The sequence below is a fragment of the Bombilactobacillus sp. ESL1197 genome, assembly GCF_058107145.1.
On sequence record NZ_JBYLTY010000001.1, the window covers coordinates 661,335 to 677,123 of the forward strand.

At 39.6% G+C, this 15,789-nt stretch carries 16 protein-coding genes and 1 other annotated feature; of the genes, 15 read left to right on the forward strand and 1 reads right to left on the reverse strand.

Annotated features, from left to right (window positions below; translation table 11 throughout):
• Window positions 1–107 precede the first annotated feature (107 nt).
• The 15 genes from gltX (at window position 108) to AC3B6B_RS02905 (ending at window position 12,129) form a co-directional block, all read left to right on the forward strand.
• The gene (gene gltX / locus AC3B6B_RS02835) at window positions 108–1,598 is read left to right on the forward strand and encodes a glutamate--tRNA ligase (RefSeq protein ID WP_489757186.1); all 1,491 of its coding nucleotides are present in this window, start codon (window positions 108–110) and stop codon (window positions 1,596–1,598) included.
• A gap of 67 nt (window positions 1,599–1,665) precedes the next feature.
• Window positions 1,666–3,078, forward strand: coding sequence for a cysteine--tRNA ligase (gene cysS, locus AC3B6B_RS02840; protein WP_489757187.1), 1,413 nt, complete (start codon window positions 1,666–1,668; stop codon window positions 3,076–3,078).
• The gene (locus tag AC3B6B_RS02845) at window positions 3,075–3,488 is read left to right on the forward strand and encodes a Mini-ribonuclease 3 (protein WP_489757188.1); all 414 of its coding nucleotides are present in this window, start codon (window positions 3,075–3,077) and stop codon (window positions 3,486–3,488) included. The genes cysS and AC3B6B_RS02845 overlap by 4 nt, the downstream gene beginning before the upstream one ends.
• Window positions 3,469–4,242 (forward strand): 23S rRNA (guanosine(2251)-2'-O)-methyltransferase RlmB, encoded by a 774-nt coding sequence (gene rlmB / locus AC3B6B_RS02850; RefSeq protein ID WP_489757189.1) that lies wholly within the window; start codon window positions 3,469–3,471, stop codon window positions 4,240–4,242. Before AC3B6B_RS02845 ends, rlmB begins: the two co-directional genes overlap by 20 nt.
• 3 nt (window positions 4,243–4,245) lie before the next feature.
• Window positions 4,246–4,773 (forward strand): NYN domain-containing protein, encoded by a 528-nt coding sequence (locus tag AC3B6B_RS02855; RefSeq protein WP_489757190.1) that lies wholly within the window; start codon window positions 4,246–4,248, stop codon window positions 4,771–4,773.
• A gap of 50 nt (window positions 4,774–4,823) precedes the next feature.
• On the forward strand, window positions 4,824–6,116 hold the full coding sequence (locus tag AC3B6B_RS02860; RefSeq protein WP_489757191.1) for a D-alanyl-D-alanine carboxypeptidase family protein: 1,293 nt from the start codon (window positions 4,824–4,826) through the stop codon (window positions 6,114–6,116).
• A gap of 73 nt (window positions 6,117–6,189) precedes the next feature.
• The gene (locus AC3B6B_RS02865) at window positions 6,190–6,801 is read left to right on the forward strand and encodes a hypothetical protein (RefSeq protein WP_489757192.1); all 612 of its coding nucleotides are present in this window, start codon (window positions 6,190–6,192) and stop codon (window positions 6,799–6,801) included.
• Window positions 6,802–6,836: 35 nt separating this feature from the next.
• Window positions 6,837–6,986: a 50S ribosomal protein L33 gene (gene rpmG, locus AC3B6B_RS02870; RefSeq protein ID WP_489757193.1), complete on the forward strand. Its 150-nt coding sequence runs from the start codon at window positions 6,837–6,839 to the stop codon at window positions 6,984–6,986.
• A gap of 11 nt (window positions 6,987–6,997) precedes the next feature.
• The gene (gene secE, locus AC3B6B_RS02875) at window positions 6,998–7,171 is read left to right on the forward strand and encodes a preprotein translocase subunit SecE (RefSeq protein WP_489757194.1); all 174 of its coding nucleotides are present in this window, start codon (window positions 6,998–7,000) and stop codon (window positions 7,169–7,171) included.
• Window positions 7,172–7,320: 149 nt separating this feature from the next.
• Window positions 7,321–7,869 (forward strand): transcription termination/antitermination protein NusG, encoded by a 549-nt coding sequence (gene nusG / locus AC3B6B_RS02880; RefSeq protein ID WP_489757195.1) that lies wholly within the window; start codon window positions 7,321–7,323, stop codon window positions 7,867–7,869.
• Window positions 7,870–8,247: 378 nt separating this feature from the next.
• Window positions 8,248–8,673 carry a 50S ribosomal protein L11 gene (gene rplK, locus AC3B6B_RS02885; protein WP_489757196.1) on the forward strand — a complete coding sequence of 142 codons (426 nt, stop codon included), beginning with the start codon at window positions 8,248–8,250 and terminating at the stop codon, window positions 8,671–8,673.
• Window positions 8,674–8,759: 86 nt separating this feature from the next.
• Window positions 8,760–9,443: a 50S ribosomal protein L1 gene (rplA, locus tag AC3B6B_RS02890; RefSeq protein ID WP_489757197.1), complete on the forward strand. Its 684-nt coding sequence runs from the start codon at window positions 8,760–8,762 to the stop codon at window positions 9,441–9,443.
• An 18-nt stretch (window positions 9,444–9,461) separates the two neighbouring features.
• Window positions 9,462–9,578: a sequence feature (ribosomal protein L10 leader region), on the forward strand.
• Between the two features lie 24 nt (window positions 9,579–9,602).
• Window positions 9,603–10,112 carry a 50S ribosomal protein L10 gene (rplJ, locus tag AC3B6B_RS02895; RefSeq protein ID WP_489757198.1) on the forward strand — a complete coding sequence of 170 codons (510 nt, stop codon included), beginning with the start codon at window positions 9,603–9,605 and terminating at the stop codon, window positions 10,110–10,112.
• A gap of 30 nt (window positions 10,113–10,142) precedes the next feature.
• Window positions 10,143–10,511 (forward strand): 50S ribosomal protein L7/L12, encoded by a 369-nt coding sequence (rplL, locus tag AC3B6B_RS02900; RefSeq protein WP_489757199.1) that lies wholly within the window; start codon window positions 10,143–10,145, stop codon window positions 10,509–10,511.
• 79 nt (window positions 10,512–10,590) lie between these two features.
• Window positions 10,591–12,129, forward strand: a complete 1,539-nt coding sequence (locus tag AC3B6B_RS02905; RefSeq protein WP_489757200.1) for an ABC-F family ATP-binding cassette domain-containing protein — start codon at window positions 10,591–10,593, stop codon at window positions 12,127–12,129.
• A gap of 68 nt (window positions 12,130–12,197) precedes the next feature.
• Here the strand turns inward: AC3B6B_RS02905 and AC3B6B_RS02910 are convergent, their stop codons facing one another.
• On the reverse strand, window positions 12,198–15,488 hold the full coding sequence (locus AC3B6B_RS02910; protein WP_489757201.1) for an Ig-like domain-containing protein: 3,291 nt from the start codon (window positions 15,486–15,488) through the stop codon (window positions 12,198–12,200).
• Window positions 15,489–15,789: the final 301 nt, after the last annotated feature.

The window sequence follows — 15,789 nt, forward strand, 5'->3', positions numbered from 1 at the left end:
GATGAAATTCGAATTAAATCGAAGAATCCTGCTTGGAAGTTTTGACTTTTAAGTAAAAGTAAGTAAGCTATATAATAGAAAGTCTTGTCAAGAAAGAGGAGTTAGTTTTGACTGATAATAAAATTCGGGTTCGTTATGCACCCAGTCCTACAGGACATTTACACATTGGTAATGCGCGGACAGCGTTATTTAATTATTTATTTGCTCGTCACAATAAAGGAACATTTGTGATTCGGATTGAAGACACAGATACTAAGCGTAATGTTGAAGGTGGCGAGCAAAGTCAATTAGAAAATCTGAAATGGCTCGGAATGGATTGGGATGAAGGTCCTGACGTAGGCGGTGATTACGGTCCATATCGGCAATCAGAACGTCAAGCGATTTACCACAAGTACATTCAACAACTGATTGATGCCGGTGTAGCTTACGAGTCATATAAAACGGAAGCAGAATTGGAACACGATCGGGAAATTCAAAAGGCTGCCAAAATTATGCCTCATTATGAATATGAATTTGCTGGTATGACTGAGGAACAAAAACAAGCCAAGATTGCGGAAGCGAAAGCACAAGGCATTAAGCCTGTTATTCGGATTAAAGTTCCTAAAGATAAAGTCTATGAATGGGACGATATGGTTAAGGGCAAAGTTAAGTTTGACGCTAATACCATTGGTGGCGATTGGGTGATTCAAAAACGTGATGGCATGCCAACTTACAACTTTGCTGTCGTGATTGATGATCACTTAATGGAAATTTCGCATGTCTTACGCGGTGATGATCACGTAGCTAATACGCCCAAGCAATTAATGATTTATGATTATTTGGGTTGGCAACCACCGAAGTTTGGTCATATGACTTTAATTATCAATAGTGCTACGGGTAAAAAACTCAGCAAGCGTGATGAAAGTGTCTTGCAATTTATTGAACAATATAAAGAACGTGGTTATTTACCAGAAGCAATGTTTAACTTCATTACCTTATTAGGCTGGTCGCCAGTTGGTGAAGATGAAATTTTTACGCGCAAACAGTTTATTAAACAATTTGATCCCAAGCGTTTAAGTAAGTCACCCGCCGCTTTTGATCAAAAAAAGCTGGAATGGGTTAATAACCAATACGTTAAGGCAGCCGATTTAAGTAAAATTACTGATTTGTCAATTGTTAATTTACAAGAAGCCGGCTTGTTGCCGCAACAATTGGATACCAAGACCATTGAGTGGGCGCGGGCGTTAGTCGCCTTATTTAAGGATCAGATGAGTTACACGAGTCAAATTGTGGAATTATCTCAAATTTTCTTTAAAGATCCTGATCAATTAGACGAGCAAGCGATGGCAGAATTGCAAAAAGATGATGCCTTGAAAACTTTAGAAGCCTTTCAAGCGAAAATTGCTCAATTACCGCGGTTTACGGCAACTCAGATTATGCAAGCTATTTTTGCTGTTCGTGATGAAGTAGGCGTTAAGGGACGTAAATTGTATATGCCAATTCGGATTGCAACTACTCGTTCCATGCACGGCCCCGGAATTGGTGAATCAATTGAATTGTTAGGCTTAGAACGCTCACAAAAGCATTTAGCTGAGACGTTAAAGCAACTAGCAGACTAGTTATTAAAAAACAGCGTATGATAAGTGTGAATAATCATCGGCTGTTTTTTTCGTAAGAGGTGAACTGATGATTAAAATTTATAATACGTTAACGAGAACCAAAGAAGAATTAGTACCGTTAGAAGCTAATAAAATTCGGATGTATGTTTGTGGCCCGACTGTGTATAACTATATCCACATCGGTAACGCGCGCTCATTAGTCGCGTTTGATACGATTCGCCGGTATTTAGAGTATCGTGGTTTTCAAGTTAATTATGTCTCTAATTTTACGGACGTTGACGATAAGATTATTAAGGCGGCCCAGCAACAGCAAATTACGCCACAGCAATTAACTAGTAAGTATATCGCTGCTTTTAATGAAGATCGGGATGCTTTGAATGTTTTGCCGGCCACACGTAATCCCCAAGCGACGCAGAATATTCCCGAGATTATTGCCTTTATTCAAGATTTAATCACAAAGGGCTATGCTTATGAGAGCGCTGGTGATGTGTATTATCGAACTCGTAAGTTTTCAGCGTATGGGCAATTATCACATCAAGCAGTTGACGATTTAGAACAGGGCGCCAGTCAACGAATTACAGCACAAGAAACAGCCAAAAAAGCTGATCCTCTAGATTTTGCTTTATGGAAAAAAGCACCTGCTGGAGAATTATCTTGGTCTTCTCCGTGGAGCAAAGGGCGCCCAGGTTGGCATATTGAATGCTCAGTTATGGCCACCAAATATTTAGGAGCAACCATTGACATTCATGCAGGTGGGGAAGATTTAATTTTTCCACATCATGAAAATGAAATTGCCCAGAGTCAGGTGCATACTGGACAAAAATTCGCCAATTATTGGTTGCATAATGGTTTTGTGACGGTGGGTGAAGATAATGAAAAGATGAGTAAATCCTTGGGCAACTTTGTGACGGTTCATGAATTACTCAAAACGGTTGATCCCCAGGTATTACGGTTGTTTATTGCTAGTACACAATATCGCCGCCCAATCCAATATTCAGCTACTAATTTACGAACTGCAGCGAACAATTTGCAACATTTACAAACAACTTGGCAAAATTTAATTTTCCGTCAGGAGAACTTAGATCAAACCACGGCTTTTGATGCCGAACTAGCTCATCAGCTCAGTCAATTAGAACAACAATTTCAGGCACATATGGACGATGATTTTAATGTGCAAAATGGGTTAAGTGACCTGTTTGAAGTGATGCGCTTAATTAATTCATATGTTGATCAAACAGCAGTCAATGCGCAAAACTTGGCCCAATTAAAAGCGACTTATTCTCAGTTGGCTGGAATCTTTGGTTTAGTGTTTGAGCAGACTTCTAGTGTTGATGCGCAAATTCAACAATTAATTACGCAAAGAGACCAAGCGCGAGCAGCCAAAGATTTTGCAACCAGTGATGCAATTCGGGATCAACTACAAGCACAAGGAATTATTTTAGAAGACACTCCTCAAGGAACACGGTGGCATAAACAATGATTGATTATCAACAATTAAATGGTGTAACTTTGGCTTACCTAGGTGATGCAGTCTGGGAAACTATTGTCCGCCAACACTTATTAGAGCAAGGTCTAACCAAAGTTAACCGGCTCCAAAAGCGGGCGACGCATTTTGTGTCAGCTAAATCACAGGCGGCGTTAATTGCTTTAATGCAACAACAAGAGATTTTAACCCCTACAGAAGTGGCAGTTTTTAAACGCGGCCGTAACGCTAAGAGTTATACGCACGCCAAAAATACTTCTGTCCAAACCTATAATATTTCGACTGGTTTTGAAGCAATTTTTGGATATTTACAAATTAGTGGACAATTGGAGCGGGTCCAACAATTAGCACAATGGTGCATTGAACAAGTAGAGGCAGGTCATAGTGATGAATTCAACTTCCAATAGTCAAGCTAATCAAGCAGAAATAATTTTCGGACATCATGCTGCCTTGGCGGTATTACAAGCTGAGGATGCTCCACAAAAAGTTAACAAGATTTTTTTACAACGTGGCTTACACAATGACGGTATTAAAGCCGCTGTTAAAATTGCCCGGGAAAAACATCTGGTAACGCAAGATGCGCCCAAACAAAAATTAGATGAATTGTCCCAAAATGGAAATCATCAGGGCATTGTTTTAACCGTGACACCTTTTTTGTATACGCCATTAGCGGATTTGTTAGCGCAGTTGAAGCAACGTCAAGAAGAACCGTTCTTTTTAATCTTGGATAATTTAAACGATCCGCACAACTTTGGTTCAATTTTACGAACAGCGGATGCGGTGGGCGTCAATGGTATTATTATTCCTAAACGCCGCTCCGTCGGGGTAACTTCGGTGGTAGCTAAAACATCCACAGGGGCGATTGAACATTTACCCATTGTTCGGGTGACTAATTTAGTCCGCACAATTCAAGATTTAAAAGAACAAGGGATTTGGATCTTTGGAACAGATATGCATGGCAGTGATTATCGGACTTGGAATGCTAAGGGGGCGATTGCACTAGTTATTGGTAATGAAGGTAAAGGTTTATCGCCATTAGTTAAAAAGCAAGTTGACCAGATGTTGACGATTCCAATGATTGGTCACGTACAAAGTTTGAATGCTAGTGTAGCAACCGGCGTCTTGTTGTATCAAGCTTTTAGCAACCGGGAAAGTCAGTAGTATATGAAAAAGAATATCTTAATTGTAGATGGCTATAATGTTATTGGCAGTTGGCCACAATTGAAAAAATTAAAGCAGCAGGATTTACTGGCAGATGCGCGTGATCAATTATTGGCAACATTGGCGGATTATCGCAAGTTTTTTGAAGGGCAAATTATTGTGGTGTTTGATGCGATGTATGTTCCTGGTTTAAAAGAACAATTTACCAAATGGGATCTTGATGTAATTTTTACACCGGAAGATGTGACCGCCGATACCTATATTCAAAACTTGAGTAACGAACTCAATATATTAACCAATCAAGTCACGGTCGTTACTTCGGATCAAGCAGTCCAATGGACGATTTTTTCGCGGGGGGCGATTCGGATTCCATCGTATGAATTATATAAACGAATTAAAGAAATGCGCCAACAATTACACCAAGAAAGTCGCGAACGTTTTGACCGGGACATTCAGCGCAATAGTCCATGGAGGGAAGATCAATTAAAAGAACTCGAACATTTACGCGACCAATTATCTTCCAATTCTTAACTTTTTGTCTGATTTTATTATTAGTAGGCTGTTCCACACAACGGCAGCAGATGAATTTGCTAGCCGCTAAGCAATTAGTACAAAATGGCCACTATCAAGTTGCACAAACTGTCTTACGGCAAAGTGATTCCACACTTGCCAAAGATTATTTGCACCAAATTCGGTTATTAACTACCGCCCAAAAACAATTTAATCAGCAAAAGTGGGATCAATTGACGGCGACCACTAAGCAATTAACCACGGCTAAAACTTTGCCGAAGATCAAAAAGACAGCCCAGCGTTTGCAACAGCTAAGTCAGCAAATTACGGCTACGGCGGTACCATTGCCCAAAGATAACTATCATGTTGTCAGTCCTGCGTTTCAGAATGTGATGGCAGGAATTTTGGTGGATCAAACGACGGGACAAATTTTGTGGCAAAAAAATGCGCACGTGAGCCAGCCTGTTGCTTCAATATCTAAATTATTAGCCGTTTTAACTGTTGAGTACACGCTAAAGAAGCGCCATTTATCTTTGCAAACGCCTATGGTAGCTTCCTCGGTGATTGCTGGTTTGGAAAAAAAGCCTAATTTAAGTAGTGCTCATTTGCAGGTGGGAGCACGTTATACTGTGCAGCAATTATTACAGGCAGCGATGCTAGCTAGCGCTAATGATGCAATTATGGTGATTGGTCAAAATCTGTACGGTAGTCAAGCACGATTTGTGCAAAAAATGTTACAACAAGCGCAGAAGTTACATTTAACCAAATATCAAATTGTTAATGCTAACGGTCTGCCTAGATCCATGGATCCAGCGGTCAATAATAATCCACAAACAACTGCCACTGAAAATGAATTATCAGCAGTGGCAGTAGCTAAAATCACACAAAAATTGTTACAAGTTGATCCACAAATTTTAAACTTAACGAAGCCAAAGCAAATGCAATTAGGTCAACACGAATTAGCCAATACTAACCAGTTAGTACCTGGCGGTAAATTTGCTACTAAAGGTTATGTAGTTGATGGCTTAAAAACCGGTACTGGTAATTTAGCTGGTGCTGGTTTAGTGGCCACCGCTAAGTTACACCAGCGACGAGTAATTTTGGTGATTTTACATGCAAATAGTGATGCCGCGCGCTTTAGTCAAGCCACGGCGATCTTGAATTTTGTTCAAGCGCATTTGCAACTACAAAAAGTCGCAATTAGGCATTGGTCTGGCTCTCAGAAGCAATTTTTATGGACAACTAGTCAGCCTAAACCAGTGCTACAAGATGCTTATCATGCAAATGTTATGCAAAAAAATCCTAAAATTACTGCAAAAAAAGTTATTAACTCACAAAAAGTTATTTATTTATCAAATTTTTAAACGTTCGTTCGCTTATCAAATGAAATTAAATTTGCTATATTATCCATGAATTCTTTAAAAATTAAATAATATTATGATAGCTAAGCAGGCGCTTCAACAAGAATTGGCATGGATTAAATTGGTACGTGAACACAATAATTCGCAGGCATTAGAATGTTTAGTGCAAAAATATTTACCTTTGATTGAAAGTACCAGTCAAAAATATCGTTTACGTCTATTTGATCGAGATGATTGGCGGCAAGAGGCGCGTATTGTATGTTTAGAAACCTGTCAAATCTTTGATGAGCGTCAAGGATCACGTTTTGGGAGTTTTTATAAGTTGCGTTTACAAAATCATTGGACTAATTTAGTGTGTCAGCAATTGGCATTAAAGCGGCAAACAAACGTTAATGCTGTGTCAATGGAAGCTTTAGCACAGGCTAATCCAGAATTGGAAAATGATTTGTGTTGGCAATTGACGACGTTCAAAAATGAAGTAGAGTTTTTGTCAACAGAGTTTCCCCACATGCTGCAACAATTGTCGTTAGTGGAGTTACAAGGCTTGCGCTTTTTATTAGGGACTGACTTAGAGCAAGTCACACGACACTCCGCTTATTCGAAAACGCAGATTCTCCAAGCTAGTCAGCGAAGTCGCTTAAAGTTTTTGGCGTTTTACCAGCGCTTAGGTATTGACACTCCATCTTAGAGTCAGTATAGTTAAAAATTGACGTAGGTGATATAATGAAACGAGTTAAAGTTGTTTTGGAATGTAGCGTGTGTGGTGCACACAATTATCACACTTTAGTAGCGACTGACCGTAAGCAGCGCTTTACCATTAAAAAATTTTGTAACCATTGTAATCAGCACACGATTCATCAGGAAACTAGATAGAGGGATTGTTAATGAAATTTTTAAAAAGTGTTATGCAAGAAATGAAATTAGTTCAATGGCCCACAGCTAAAGAAAATCGTCATGATACGATGACGGTGATCTTAACTTCTATTTTCTTTGCACTCTTCTTGGGCGCTTGTGATTGGTTGTTCCAAACGCTTGTTACTTTATTTGTTTCTCACTAAATTACCAAGACTGGCTAGATTGCAGTTGAAACTTTTTGAATAATTTGTAGTTTATTCCATAATTTGCTATGCTATAAATAGTGCTTAATAAAAACTTCGTTGAAACGAGGTTTTTTTTGTTTGATTGAATACTAAGGAAGGTTAGATTAATGGCAGAACAAGATCAAAAAATGTGGTATGTTTTACATACCTATTCCGGATATGAAAATCGTGTTAAAGAAAATTTGCAATCACGGGCGCAATCAATGGGCATGGAAGACTATATTTTTCAAGCAGTTGTTCCTGAAGAACAAGAAACAGAAACCAAAAATGGTAAGACAAAAACAGAAATGAAAAAAACTTTCCCTGGCTACGTATTAGTCGAGATGGTAATGTCTGATCAATCTTGGTTTGTGGTACGAAATACTCCCGGTGTTACAGGATTTGTTGGAAGCCACGGTGCTGGAAGCAAGCCAGCGCCACTCTTGCCTGAAGAAGTTGATGCAATCTTAAATACGATGCAGCAAGATCAAACGCCATATGATATTGATTTTGAAGTAGGAGAAGTGGTTAAGATTCAAGACGGTGGTGCGTTCTCAGGAATGGAAGGGACGATTACCGAAATTGATAATGAACATGGGAAGGTCAAAGTTGAGATTAATATGTTTGAACGAATGACCGAAGCGGAAATTGATTATCAAAGTATCACCAAGGCTTAAGAACAAGGTGATATTGCTTAATGTTCCAAGGAGCAAAAGCTTATATTTAACTATGGAGAATAACTCAAGCATAAAGGTTGCTTAAGCCATTATCCTAGGTTAATTTCCGGCTTTTAAGCGCTCTTTGTCGCAGTAATGATATAAGCCACTTCAAAGAACAAAAACTTACGCCTAACTACAACTAAGTTCTCAAGTTAAAATACCACTTAAGGACTTAGTTTAGGTTAGTGCACAGTTAAAAACCGTTCTTTGTCGCAGTAATTTGTATATCATTGAAATTTATGTTATTCTGTCTAAGAATGTCTTAGACATTTCTGTGGGAGGGAAAATTTCAATTCCCATTTTTGACCACATCACGGACTTAAGGAGGTATGTACCGTGGCTAAAAAAGTTGCAAATGTTGTTAAATTGCAAATTCCAGGTGGAGCAGCAACACCAGCTCCTCCAGTTGGTCCAGCTTTAGGACAAGCCGGAATTAATATCGTTGAATTTACGAAAGATTTTAATGCACGGACCGCTGATCAAAAAGGGATGATTATTCCTGTAGTGATCACAGTTTATGAAGATCGTTCGTTTGATTTTGTTACCAAGACGCCACCAGCAGCTGTATTATTGATGCAAGCAGCTGGTGTCAAGAAGGGTTCCGGTAATCCTCGTGACGAAAAGGTAGCGAAAGTTACTAAAGATCAAGTACGTGAAATTGCTGAAACAAAGCTGAAAGACTTGAATGCTAATGATGTCGAAGCCGCTATGCGGATGATCGAAGGAACAGCACGGAGTATGGGCTTTACAGTTGAAGGTTAATCTTCACTAACTTTAATCAATCAAGAGCTTGTCACAGTGGGAGGGGTAAAACCCACTTGACCACAATCACAAGGAGGAACTCGAACGTGGCTAAACATGGAAAGAAATATTTAGAAGCTGCTAAGCAAGTTGATAAAAACAAAGCTTACGATGCACAAGCAGCAATGGACTTATTAAAGAAAGTTAACTATGCAAACTTTGATGCAACAATTGAAGTTTCTTATAATTTGAACTTGGATACTAAACAAGCTGACCAACAAATTCGGGGCGCAATGGTTTTGCCAAATGGTACTGGTAAGACTCAACGGGTCGTTGTATTTGCTGATGGTCAACAAGCTAAAGATGCGCAAGCAGCTGGTGCTGACTATGTTGGTGATGATGATTTAGTTGACAAAATTACTGATGGCTGGTTAGACTTCGATGTTGTTGTTGCAACACCAAAGATGATGGCTAAAGTTGGTCGTTTGGGTCGGATTTTAGGACCGAAAGGTTTAATGCCAAACCCAAAGACTGGTACAGTTACCATGGACGTTACTAAAGCTGTTAATGATATCAAAGCTGGTCAAGTAACTTACCGGGCTGATTCTCAAGGTTTGATTCATGCTCCGTTAGGTAAGATTTCATTTGATACTGATAAATTAGTTGCTAACTTTAATGCTTTAAACGATGTGATTGTTAAAGCTCGTCCAGCAACAGTTAAAGGTCAATATGTAAACTCTGTTTACTTAACTTCGACCTTTGGCCCTGGTATCAAAGTTAACGTTGACTAATTAATTAATTAATGTTAAATTACTAAACAGAAACTACCTAAGACTCAGGTGGCAGTATGCCTTAATATCCTGCCGAGGCTAGATGCATTCGTTAGGACATCTTGCTTTGCTGAGGTGTCCTTTAATTTTAGGTAGAAATAATTATGGAGGTGAAATCACGTGAAAGATGCTGTTTTAAAGGCTAAACAAGAATTAGTTGATGAAGTCGCTGATAAGATCAAGCGTTCTGAATCAGTTATTGTTGTTGACTATTTAGGCTTAGATGTTGCGCAAGTAACAGAATTACGGCGCCAATTAAGTGCTGAAGACGTAGAGATGCGAGTTATTAAGAACTCTGTGTTACGGCGGGCTGCTGATAAAGCTGGCTTTGAAGGTTTAGATGAAGCCTTCACAGGTCCTACAGCGGTAGCATTTTCTTATGAAGATCCAATTATTGCTGCTAAGACTATTTCTAAATTTGCGGAAACTGCTGATGTCTTGGAAATCAAGGGTGGTATCATCGAAGGTGAAGTTCAAAGCTTAGCCAAAATTGATGAATATGCTCATATGCCAAGTCACGACGAATTGTTGGCTACTCTTGCTTCAATGTTGCAAGATCCAATTCGCAAAGTTGCTTATGCTGTTAAAGCAATCGCTGATAAAGAAAATGAAGACGGCGACGCTGCTTAATTAAATTTATAATCCATTGGAGGAATAAAAATGGCTTTCGATAAAGACTCAATTATCGCTTCCTTAAAAGAAGCAAGTATTTCCGATTTAAACGACTTAGTAAAGGCAATCGAAGAAGAATTTGATGTTTCAGCTGCTGCTCCAGTTGCAGTTGCTGGTGCTGCTGGTGGCGATGCTGCTGCCGCTAAAGATGAATTCGATGTTGAATTAACTGAAGCTGGTCAAGAAAAAGTTAAGGTTATCAAGGCTGTTCGTGAAATCACAGGCTTAGGCTTGAAGGATTCCAAGGACTTAGTTGACAAAGCTCCTTCAGTTATCAAAGAAGGCGTAGCTCAAGCTGATGCTGATGATATGAAAGCTAAACTTGAAGAAGTTGGCGCTACTGTAACTTTGAAATAGTCATTGTTATATCGAAAAAGCTACCGAATTTTTATTCGGTAGCTTTTTTGCTTAAAATAACTTTTTAAAGGAGCAGAATTTGAGTATTGTACGTGTTGAACATTTGAGTCAACAATTTTTAGATAAAACTTTATATACCGATGCGAGTTTTCAAGTCAATGAACAAGATCATTTGGGGATTATTGGACAAAATGGCGTTGGTAAAAGTACCCTAATTAATATTTTAACGGGGGCTTTAACGCCAGACAATGGCACAATTACTTGGAAGAAAAAAATTCAGGTTGGTTATTTGGATCAGTATGCTAATCTAAAACCGAGCCAAACCTTGCGGGAATTTTTAACGACGGCTTTTCAACCATTGTTAGATCAAGCTCAAAAATTAGAATTAATCTATCAACAATCAACGCCGAGTGCCGATGATTTGGAATTAGCTGGTCAATTACAAACCGCTTTAGAAGCCAATGGCTATTACGATATTGATTTGAAAGTTGAGCAAGTAGCGCAGGGGCTGGGTTTAGATGCCTTAGGTTATGACCATGACGTTGCTGAATTAAGTGGGGGGCAACGTTCGAAGTTAATTTTAGCAAAATTGTTGCTAGAACAACCCGACATTTTATTATTAGATGAACCGACTAATTATTTGGATCAACAACATATTGCTTGGCTGGCTGAATATTTGCAAAATTTTGCCGGCGCTTTTGTGGTCGTTTCACATGATTATCAATTCTTGGATCAGATTGTCAATAAAGTCTGCGACGTTGAATTAGGGCAAATTAAAACTTATACGGGAACGTTAAAGCAAGCTTTACGTCAAAAAGCCGCTGATCAACGGACTTATTTAAAAGCTTACGCCAGCCAACAAAAGAAAATTGCGAAGACACAAGCTTATATTCAAAAAAATAAAGCCGGTTCGCGCTCGAAAAGTGCCCGCAGTCGTGAAAAGCAATTAGCGCGAATGGATAAGTTAACGCCACCAGCTAATCGGCAAATTGCCCAATTTAATTTTCCATATGTCACTAGTAAAGCCAACGTCATTCTGGAAGCCAATAATCTAGTGATTGGTTATCAACAACCATTATTAGCACAACCATTGAATTTTTCGGTGGCTATGGGTGAAAAAGTTGTTATTAAAGGCTTTAACGGTATTGGTAAAACCACACTATTAAAAACCATTCAAGGTTTAATTCCGGCGTTAGGTGGAGAAGTAGAGTTAGCAGCAACGATTACTAGTGCTTATTATGAGCAAAGTTTATATTGGTCCACGCCGCTAGCGAGTCCGTTAGCAATTTTAGAACAGCGCTTTAGTGAACAGCCACCGCGGATTATTCGACGAACTTTGGCGCAGACGGGCTTGACGAGTCAACAAGCTAGTTCGGCAGTCAAAACACTATCGGGTGGTGAACAGGTCAAAGTTAAGTTGGCCGCATTGATGCTCCAACCTGCCAACGTATTGTTTTTAGATGAACCGACTAATCATTTGGATGATGATAGTAAGTTAGCCTTGCGCCAAGCTTTAGTTAATTATCCGGGGACAGTCATTTTGATAACGCACGAAACGGATTTTTATGATAGTTCGTGGATTAGTAAAGTTTTAGATATTGAACAATTATTACAATAATTAGCATGTAAAAAAGCTTGAAGCGCTGCGTTTAAAGTTGTTAAACACGGTGTTCAAGCTTTTTGTATTTAAGTTAAGCTATTGGTCAAGGTCCAAGTTAAATGACCATGATGATTGGTATTTGGCAGCGTAGGTGTTGCACTGGTATTTTTTAAGAATGGTCCTTGAGGAGTTGCAGCACTTGAGTTAGCGCTGGTCGTCCAAGTTTGTGAGATATCTAAGATGTTATCATTGGGATCAGGAGCGATTTTTTGAAAGACCATTGTTGGCGTCGCTGTTATTTGAGTACTCAGACCATTATTACCATAATATAGTGGTAAATTCCCCGTTCCTAAATCATCATCTAATTGGTTAGCTAGTTGGACAGCGACCGTCCAGTTAGCTTCTTGATGATCTGTGTCAGTGACCGCTAAATTACCAGTAATAGTTTTCATAGGCAAATTTTTGCGATCAGCCGACATATGGGTGCCAAAATCTAAGCTACTCGGAACTTGCATAGTCAGATCCCCTTTGATAGTTAAAGTGGTCGCTGCTGGGAAAGTCGTATCATGATAAACCGTGGTAACTTGCGGATTGGAGTTCTGGTCAGCGTCAGTGAGAACAACTTGTAATTTTTGTCCGGAACTGAGCCCGTGAATTTTGGTTAAAGACCATTGCCCGGCACTATCAACTGTAGTATTTTCAGCAGGAGTTGACTCATAATGAATGCTACCATCCGCATTTAAAACGCGCCAGGAAACTTGCATGTTAGCAGCACCAGTTCCGGATAAGCTGGTAGTTGACGGAACAATGGTGTTCAGAGCAGTAGTTGAATGATGATCGGTTAAAGTCGACTGCGCATGAAAGACTTTAGCGGGGGCAGGGGGAGTTTTATTAATGACGATTTTTTCACTGTCATCAAAATCTTTTTGGGGTTCAGAGACAATCGCACTGGAGCTATATTTGCCATTTTCGTAGGTTCCATTTCGCCAGACGCGCAAAATTTTAATTTTGGTACCCGTAGGCAGTAAATTTAAGCCAGGAGCAGCCACTTTAATAGCACCTTTGAGATTGGTATTGTCATAATAAGTTTCTTGAGTGCTGGACAGGCCATGTAATTCTTGGACAGTGCCATCAGGTAAAGTGACTTGTAAGTCCGCATGAATTTCATTATCCAATGCAGGGCGGAAGGCACTGTTTTCCGCAGGAACTTGAGCTTGTAACCAAATATATTTATCCGTATTAGCTGGATGGATAAACTGATTATTTTGATCTTGCAACCAGCTAACTTTGCCGGGGGTGACATTAGCAGTCATGCGGATAATCTTAGTTAAGCCCTTTGCAGATCCTAGGGGCGTGTCTAAATACTGTTTAAAATTACTAGCGTCACTTGGGTCACTGTCACTACTGGGAACTACGGTGTCAAAGGTCGAAGAAGCCGAAGATGATTGGTAAGTAGCGCCCACGTGGGCCCAATTACCGGAAGGATTACCGTTAACGTCACTATTACTATCCCAAACTTGTAGCGGCAGAGCTTTATGGTTGAACAGACTCGTCTTCGCACCGTTAAATAAATAGCTATTACTACCACTCGGAGCGCGGTTTTGAAAATCAAAATAACGTGGATACGGCATATTGAAGTTGAGGTCATTACTATTCGCAGAGAAAATAGCATTTTTAGGATAATTGCCGCGCGCTACAAACGAAATCGAATCATTACTGGAAACGCCGGCATCAATCTTTAATGGTAGTGAAGGCGAGGCAATGGCAGGTCCATTATTAGCGTCGACAAGCACTTGAGAATCTGGATCGCGCAAAGTAAAGGAATTAGACGTGGCGCCCCCAGTGCTACCAGTGTATAAAATACCTTCACCACCAACATCACCAGTTCCGGGAGAACCAGCAGTGGAATTATTGTGTAAATTAAATTCAGCACCTTGCGAAACGGAAACTTGGTTGCCGGTACCATACATGCGAATACCTGGCGCATTCGAACTTTGAGTATTTTGATAAACGTTAACTTTAACGTTGCCCTGCATATCAAAGAGCATTCCCCCAGTCAAGATGAAGCGAATGGCGGGATTGAGGCTGACGCCCCCAGTACCTGTACCTCGTGTGATATTAAGACTGGTTGTTTTGTCGTCTGGTGTTCCCGTTACCTCGAATTTACTATCGGTGCCAGAAATGCTGACGGCCGGACCATTAATATTTTTAATATCGAGGCTAGAACCACTAGCCATTTTAAGCAGGGAACCCGTACCATACAAACGAATGACTCCGGACGAATTCAGATCATTATTATTGCTATAATTAACTTTAATTTGGGAGTGATCTATAATGTTCAAATTAAGTCCAGTATACGTATTTTTATTGTCACCATTAATAAAAAAGTTGTCGTAATTGGTGTAACTGGCGGATGCTTGTACTGCATTAATCGTGGAGTTGTTAATGCTAATACTTTTATCAACAGTTAAATTCTTGCTCATTCCGGGGAACATCAGATAATTATTAGCTTTAACTTGCATCTTACTACTATTAATATTTAACTGACTACCGACACTACTGTTTAAGACGATTGCGTACACAGAAGTATTAGTGGCGCTAGAGGTAGTTAAATTGGCGGGCATTTGTTGAGAAACATTGGCATGATCAAAAGTGATGGATACAGGAGCAGTTGCGGCTTCGGAACTATAAAAGCCACCATTGCTAATTGTGCTATTGGTAGTAGCATTATTGATGTCCGCAGGCGTTGTAGCATTATTGATTGGCGTGTCTTGAACGATTAAATTACCGCCAGTAGCCGTGAAACTATAGTACATTTTGGCAGCGGTAGTTGTGGCTGTGACATAAGCGTCTTTCACTGTTGTGGTACCTTGGTCTAATGAAATTGTACAATCAGTGGTATTAATTTGGTAATTATTAAAATCAATGGTCTTATCTGAAGTAACATGCGCAGATTGGGTGCTAGCCACGAGGTTATTGGTCAGAATAATTGTTTGGACTTTGGGATTTTTCACTTGGGTACAAAAATCATTCCAAGTACTGACACTGACAGTACCAGCCGCTGTAGTTGCGGGGTGGTGAGTGGTTTTATACATGAGTTTGTTTTGGAGGTCAGTGTCCGAGTTAGCTTGCAGATCTAGCATCTCTTGAAAGTCAGGATCGTTAATATCGCCAGCAAAGGTACTCGCGGTCGGGGGACTGTTAATCAAATCATTCACAAAGCTATTAGGCAACCCTTGATTGTGAATAATTTCGGCCATGGCAGATTCTTCACTTGAATGATCATTGTCTTCAGCGTGGAGCGTGGTGGTACAGAACAAACTAATAATAATGGTGTATACATAAATAACCAATTGAAATTTTTGGTGATTTTTCATTTTAGACACTCCTCAAATAAATTTTATTTTGTTGATGTTTTTCATAATTTTTAAAAAGTTATCGTCCATTTTGCTTAATTGTTTTGGAATTGAGCAAAGAAAAAGCTAAGCGTAATTATTAAATTAGCGCTTAGTTGCATGTTCGAATACCGGCAAGTGAGCATTGCAGATAAGATTATAGGAGATTAGGTGGGTTGCTGAACTAATAGGAAAACCTTTTATAGGAATGATTTGGTTTAACGGTGGCCTAGCACAGGAGGCTATGTGTAAGGCGCCAGAGTAACAGAAATTAAAATAAAGA